We start from the raw sequence: 4,395 nt of genomic DNA, 5'->3' as shown, positions 1-4,395 counted from the left end.
TCTTCATAAGTAGCCTATACTCAACGGATTTAGAACATAGTTTGGGTTGAAGCATGAAACACAACGCCCGCATGGGTTACGCTACCGCTAACCCATCCTACAAATAATTGTGCCTACCTACTTAAGTAGCCTATACTCAACGGATTTAGTATTAGTTCACTGTTGGTGGAGTTAAGAAACTGTTGAAAAAGTTCAAGAATGCGCTTACCTAAAGGTTCTAACCGCAATGCTGATTTAAAATAGCCATCATCTTTTGGACCACCGCTGCTGTTTGTTCCAGCATAGCAAAATGACCACAATCGGATAACTCAATGACGTTGCTGCCAGTTTCAAACAAAGGATGAAAACTGGCCAGATGGTTAACGTACTTAACTTCCATAATCGTATCCTCTTTCCCCGCCAGAAAATAGACCGGTTGTGGGAGACGGGAGACAATCTGGGGTAAAAGATGAACTTCGCTGATAGTGGTGGTTTCCAAAAGTGACCCTAGGGCTGCTTGGTAATCGGCCCGGACAAAATCAATCACGCGCTGTTTGCCCCATTTTTTACCTAGGGTTTGCTTGACCATCATCCGCGAGAATAAAACATCAATAAAGGGAACACGGGGCAACCAAGGCGGTCTTCTCTGTAAAATCTGTCTTCCGGCTTCCCGAAATCGCTCAAATTCCTCCTTTAGATAGATGCCACCGCCGGCATTCATACAGATTACCCCTTTAATCCGTTCAGGACAGCTATCCGCGGCCCACAAAGCAACACTACCACCGAGGGAATGACCAACTAACCAAGCAGCATCGAGGTTTAAGCGGTTAAGAAGGGTAATAACGTCTTGGGAGTAGGATTCAAGGTTATAACTGCTAGGAGGACTGTTAGAGGTGATTTTTTGGGAGTCGCCAAAGCCCCGGAGATCATAGACTAGACAGGGATAATCCGGGGAGAGAATATCTATCAAAGGCTGCCAGTAGTGACGACTCAGCAGCCAACCGTGTATAAAGACTAAAACCGGTTTATCCGCTCGGGGCGAAAATAACTCGTAACTGTGGGATACTCCCGATATGTCGATGGTAGGCATATAATCAATCTCAACCTAAATTAAACCGTTGATAGGGGTTACTAGGGAAACTTCTAGAGAAAAAAAGGTGTATTTAGCCTTGTTTATAGAGCAAAATCGGGGAAGCTTAGGATATTCCCCCGATAGCTGATCACTCACCGCTATAGACAATTTCAAAAGCTTCTACTCAAGTATAAAACATTGGAGATACCTTCCTAAAATAGGATGAACACCCTAGACCAGGATTTATCTATGAAATGCGATCGCTTTTTAACTCTTTCCCTCGTCTTCAGTCTGGGATTAGCTTTTCCCCCCTCTCTACCCGCTCAAAATCCCCCCGCTACCACCTTTCAACCCGGTCCTTGGCAGCCTGTTGCTAGGGTGAATACGAGTCGTCCCGTGGAGATTAAAATCATCAATCAAACCGATATTGACCTCAATTATGACCTATCGGCCAATATTAATTCCTCTCCCCAATTATTATCTCCAGGTACGGAGACAAACCTAAGAGGTTTGGTAATTCCAGCATATATTCTGATTAATCGGGCTAATGCCGCCGCAGATCCCTATTCTTCTAGTTTAATCTATGCCGTAGAGGTCAATGATGATAATTTAGTCACGATTACTGTCACCAAAGTTCCGGGGAGTACCCCCGGTTATACCACCTTTAACATCAATCAACAGGGTGCTATTTATATTTACTAGCTCTAGCTTAAGCTGTTATGGAGCCACCTCGATTGTTAATTAAGTTTAGGGCTCTTTCTACCTCCTTTGGCTTCAGGATTTTAAAATTCGTCTTCTTGGGCAAGAATTGTCTTAATAGTCCCTTATTATGCTCGTTTAATCCCCCTCTCCCAAGAATGATAAGGAGTAGCAAAATAAAAATCTGCCCCGATTTTCTGAGGGGGCATCTCAGTTTTGCAGAAATACTGAAAACAGGATATAAAGGAAGAAGAAATTGATCAACAGAGGCAAGGACAATGACCGGATTAAATGATGCTGACCGAGAAAAAATCGGAATCGAAGGTTAAAATTCGTTTGATTTTTAAATTCTCAGCCGTTACGACTAAAGTCGCATCAGCTAAATCCATTGGGCGATCTTTATATTTTTCCATCAGTGACAGTAATCGAGGATAATCTTTTTCTTCGATCGAGGCTAACCGTACCATTTTCTTCAATAGCAATTTACCGAGTTGAGCTTGCATCGACCATCCCCCACGTTTCAAGCAGAGATACATGGATTCAGTAAAACAAGCCCAAGTTGTTATTAGATAAGAGGACTCATTCTCGATAAAAATTTTAACTGCTTGATGTCGTGGCTGAGATTTATCTACCGAACAGAATAAAGGGGCAGTATCGCACAGGATCATAGGATCAATCCCTGTTGTTTATATTTATCCATCAAAAGATTTTCATAGTCCTTTTCACTAATTTCAGAGGCGGTCAATTCCATTTCTTCAACTTCTTGAAACCATTTAGCCCATTTTTCTTTTAAGTCCTCTCTTCGGTACGCTTCAATTTCTTCGGCGATCTCTTCTTCGGTAATATCCTGAACGCCGGGTAAGGATTGAGTTTTATCGAAGAGTTCTTTAACTTTTTTGCTTAAAGCCTGACGGTTTTGTTTGTCCGCTAAATTTAACAAAGCGTCTTTCAATAAATCTTCAACGCTATTATATTTCCCTGTCGATAATTGAGAGTTAATTAATTGTTCTAATTCGGGATTTAAGGTAATATTCATGGTAAAATATGCTCCTGTGTAATTCGGTCGATATTATGATGGTTCGTGAACGATTTCATCGATAAATTCTTCTCTTTCCTCTTCGGTCATTGTCTCCCAATCGTAGCCGCGTTCTGCTGCGACGATTTTTGCCTGTTGGCTTCCGTAATCGGTTATAGCTTCCATATTTCCCCACTGACGATGGATTAGGAATCTAAATAGTTCCTGTTGCTGTGCTTCGGGGAGTTGTTTGACTAATTCGATCACTTGTTCGTTGCTTAAGGTTAAGTTCGGCATAGGTCGCTTCTAGACACCAGCATGATTAACGATTTTAACATGAGTCTTTAGCTGGCTCGTGGGTGGGGGGACTGATCGCTAACAGGAAAAGTCATGATCTAGAAATTCTTGAATCGTTAAAATTGGGATTTCTCGAAATGGATTTAAAACTAATAGATCAGAATCGCCGCTTACAATACAGGTCGCTTGACCATCGATCGCTAGTTCTAAATACTGATTATCTTTCTCATCTCGGCAAACTACTATTTCGCTCTGAATTTCTATAACTTTGGTCTCTTTTGCGATCGTTACAATAAATATTTCCTTTTCTAGAGAGGAAACATATTTATTCAATTTCGGACGAGCGAAGACTGTTACTAATTCTAACAAAGTTGACTCGGACATTAACAATTTACCGAGCCTTCGAGCTTTGTTGAATGCCTGTCGCGCTTTACCGTTTTTAGAGAGAAGCGCACTTACTAAAACATTTGTATCGAAAACGAAATAGTATTCAAGGCTCATTTAATAAAGATTCTAGGATTTCGGGTGTTAATCCTCTAGCTTCGGCTCGATCGCTAATTTCGTCCATCAGCTTACCAAGAAAGTCGCTATCGTCTTCACTCGGCCTTCTCATCAACAGATCGATAAGAATCCGAACACGCTCTTTTTCTTCAGAGGATGCGGATTGATAGGCTGCCGCTGTTTCGGGACTGACTTCGATCGAAATTTTGCTCATATTATTAAGGCTCATTCTTACTGTGCTTCGGGGAGTTGTTTGAATAAGTCGATCACTTGTTCGTTGCTTAAGGTTAAGTTCGGCATAGGTCGCTTCTAGACACCAGCATGATTAATCAGTTTAACACGGGTCCTTAGCGGGGCGGGGAAACGGAGGGAATTTTCGGGCAGGGTGACAACAGTAATCGTTTTTCCCAACCTATCGAAAAATTCAACCCTATAACCCCTTTCTAATCCCTCGATTTGATGTTTTTCTACCAAGGTTCCCACGTCCCACGCAGATAATCATTCTTCGGGAATATATTTTAATAAAATCACATTGGAGTAAAGTTCATAATTCATAGTTATTATTTTGATCTAAAAAGTCCAGAAAATCTTTTGCCTTTACGATCTGAATATTTTGATATTCAACCAGTGAAAGAAGATGTTTGTCTCCCGTGATAATATAGGTCGCATTGCCAGCGATCGCACATTCTATGATCATATCGTCGTCAGGATCGGCAGATACTAGGGCAAGCTCTTGATTAATTCTGACAATTCGAGAAAATTGGCAAACTTCTTCCATAATTTCCTCGGTTTTTTCTTCAGAAAGTGTAAATTTTACAATAAGCTTTTCTGA

9 protein-coding genes and 1 pseudogene are annotated in these 4,395 nt (G+C 41.2%); 1 reads left to right on the top strand and 9 read right to left on the bottom strand.

Annotation, left to right across the window (positions count from 1 at the left end):
* Positions 1-217: 217 nt before the first annotated feature.
* On the bottom strand, positions 218-1,069 hold the full coding sequence (locus IM477_RS09780; RefSeq protein ID WP_287731555.1) for an alpha/beta fold hydrolase: 852 nt from the start codon (positions 1,067-1,069) through the stop codon (positions 218-220).
* 231 nt (positions 1,070-1,300) lie between these two features.
* On the opposite strand from IM477_RS09780, the gene IM477_RS09775 reads away from it, so the two are divergent.
* Positions 1,301-1,753, top strand: a complete 453-nt coding sequence (locus IM477_RS09775) for a hypothetical protein (RefSeq protein ID WP_061431049.1) — start codon at positions 1,301-1,303, stop codon at positions 1,751-1,753.
* Between the two features lie 28 nt (positions 1,754-1,781).
* On the opposite strand, the pseudogene IM477_RS09770 reads toward IM477_RS09775, so the two are convergent.
* The 8 genes and pseudogenes from IM477_RS09770 to IM477_RS09735 form a co-directional block, all read right to left on the bottom strand.
* Positions 1,782-1,950, bottom strand: a pseudogene (locus IM477_RS09770) (IS30 family transposase); the annotation flags it as partial.
* Between the two features lie 87 nt (positions 1,951-2,037).
* Positions 2,038-2,418, bottom strand: a complete 381-nt coding sequence (locus tag IM477_RS09765) for a type II toxin-antitoxin system VapC family toxin (protein WP_287731554.1) — start codon at positions 2,416-2,418, stop codon at positions 2,038-2,040.
* The gene (locus IM477_RS09760) at positions 2,415-2,786 is read right to left on the bottom strand and encodes a ribbon-helix-helix domain-containing protein (protein ID WP_287731553.1); all 372 of its coding nucleotides are present in this window, start codon (positions 2,784-2,786) and stop codon (positions 2,415-2,417) included. The genes IM477_RS09765 and IM477_RS09760 overlap by 4 nt, the downstream gene beginning before the upstream one ends.
* Positions 2,787-2,819: 33 nt before the next feature.
* Positions 2,820-3,062 (bottom strand): hypothetical protein, encoded by a 243-nt coding sequence (locus tag IM477_RS09755; RefSeq protein ID WP_287731552.1) that lies wholly within the window; start codon positions 3,060-3,062, stop codon positions 2,820-2,822.
* Positions 3,063-3,140: 78 nt separating this feature from the next.
* Entirely contained in the window at positions 3,141-3,563 is a 423-nt protein-coding gene (locus tag IM477_RS09750; protein WP_287731551.1) for a putative toxin-antitoxin system toxin component, PIN family, read from the bottom strand.
* Entirely contained in the window at positions 3,553-3,777 is a 225-nt protein-coding gene (locus IM477_RS09745; protein ID WP_287672733.1) for a C2H2-type zinc finger protein, read from the bottom strand. The genes IM477_RS09750 and IM477_RS09745 overlap by 11 nt, the downstream gene beginning before the upstream one ends.
* Positions 3,778-3,872: 95 nt before the next feature.
* Positions 3,873-4,046 carry a DUF4926 domain-containing protein gene (locus IM477_RS09740; RefSeq protein WP_287731550.1) on the bottom strand — a complete coding sequence of 58 codons (174 nt, stop codon included), beginning with the start codon at positions 4,044-4,046 and terminating at the stop codon, positions 3,873-3,875.
* A gap of 61 nt (positions 4,047-4,107) precedes the next feature.
* Positions 4,108-4,395, bottom strand: a 288-nt coding sequence (locus IM477_RS09735; RefSeq protein ID WP_287731549.1) for a putative toxin-antitoxin system toxin component, PIN family, incomplete at its 5' end; no start/stop codon positions are given.

This window comes from Microcystis sp. M090S1, assembly GCF_020246295.1.
Taxonomy (GTDB): domain Bacteria; phylum Cyanobacteriota; class Cyanobacteriia; order Cyanobacteriales; family Microcystaceae; genus Microcystis; species Microcystis aeruginosa.
Note: the sequence above shows the minus strand (reverse complement) of the source record. Positions and strands in the feature narration are given on the sequence as shown.

Excerpts from the sequence above, each read along its gene's own strand:
- IM477_RS09780 (WP_287731555.1), bottom strand. The coding sequence starts at position 1,069 with ATGCCTACCATCGACATATCGGGAGTATCCCACAGTTACGAGTTATTT.
- IM477_RS09775 (WP_061431049.1), top strand. The coding sequence starts at position 1,301 with ATGAAATGCGATCGCTTTTTAACTCTTTCCCTCGTCTTCAGTCTGGGA.
- IM477_RS09765 (WP_287731554.1), bottom strand. The coding sequence starts at position 2,418 with ATGATCCTGTGCGATACTGCCCCTTTATTCTGTTCGGTAGATAAATCT.
- IM477_RS09760 (WP_287731553.1), bottom strand. The coding sequence starts at position 2,786 with ATGAATATTACCTTAAATCCCGAATTAGAACAATTAATTAACTCTCAA.
- IM477_RS09755 (WP_287731552.1), bottom strand. The coding sequence starts at position 3,062 with ATGCCGAACTTAACCTTAAGCAACGAACAAGTGATCGAATTAGTCAAA.
- IM477_RS09750 (WP_287731551.1), bottom strand. The coding sequence starts at position 3,563 with ATGAGCCTTGAATACTATTTCGTTTTCGATACAAATGTTTTAGTAAGT.
- IM477_RS09745 (WP_287672733.1), bottom strand. The coding sequence starts at position 3,777 with ATGAGCAAAATTTCGATCGAAGTCAGTCCCGAAACAGCGGCAGCCTAT.